The organism is Paenibacillus planticolens, assembly GCF_013141725.1.
GTDB classification, from domain to species: Bacteria; Bacillota; Bacilli; order Paenibacillales; family NBRC-103111; genus Paenibacillus_E; species Paenibacillus_E planticolens.
In genome coordinates this window covers 1-623 of record NZ_WHNZ01000054.1, presented here as the reverse complement: position 1 = coordinate 623, position 623 = coordinate 1, and the positions used below count along the sequence as shown (strand labels likewise).

1 protein-coding gene is annotated in these 623 nt (G+C 32.9%); it reads left to right on the top strand.

The window, feature by feature from the left end; translation table 11 throughout:
• Positions 1-39: 39 nt before the first annotated feature.
• Positions 40-623 (top strand): VOC family protein (locus tag GC097_RS24220; RefSeq protein ID WP_171685886.1); only part of this gene is annotated, 584 nt, incomplete at its 3' end.

The window sequence follows — 623 nt, the reverse complement described above, 5'->3', positions numbered from 1 at the left end:
TATTAAAATTGAATGCTCATAAGAATGGAGTGATAGAACTTGATTTTTGAAGAAGTTAAATTTAAAACTACCTTGCTGAAGGAACTGAAAATTTTCTATGTTCAGAATTTAGGCATAGGTTTATTAAAAGAAGATGATAGTTCGTTCACATTAACGGTTGGTGAAACCAGCCTTACATTTATACAAACAGATGAAAAGGATGACAGACCATTTTACCATTTTGCTGTTAATATTAATGAGAGCCAATTTAAACTAGCTAAAGAATATTTATCAAAACGGGTAACTTTATTGCAAAATGAATCCCATGATGAGTTTGAATTTATAGATTGGAACGCACATGCTGTTTATTTTTATGATCCCTCAGGAAACATCGTGGAATACATTGCACGCCACAATATTAAAAGTACTGCTACTGGTGAATTCACTAACAAAGACATTCTTTGTATAAGTGAAGTTGGATTGCCTGTATTGGACGTTTCAAACGTAGCATCAACGTTAGAATCAGAAATTAATCTTCCAATATGGAAAGGAAATGGAAAATCATTTCAGCCTGTTGGTGACGAACATGGGCTTTTTATTTTAGTAGAAATAGATCGTGAATGGTATCCGACAAATGATAAGGC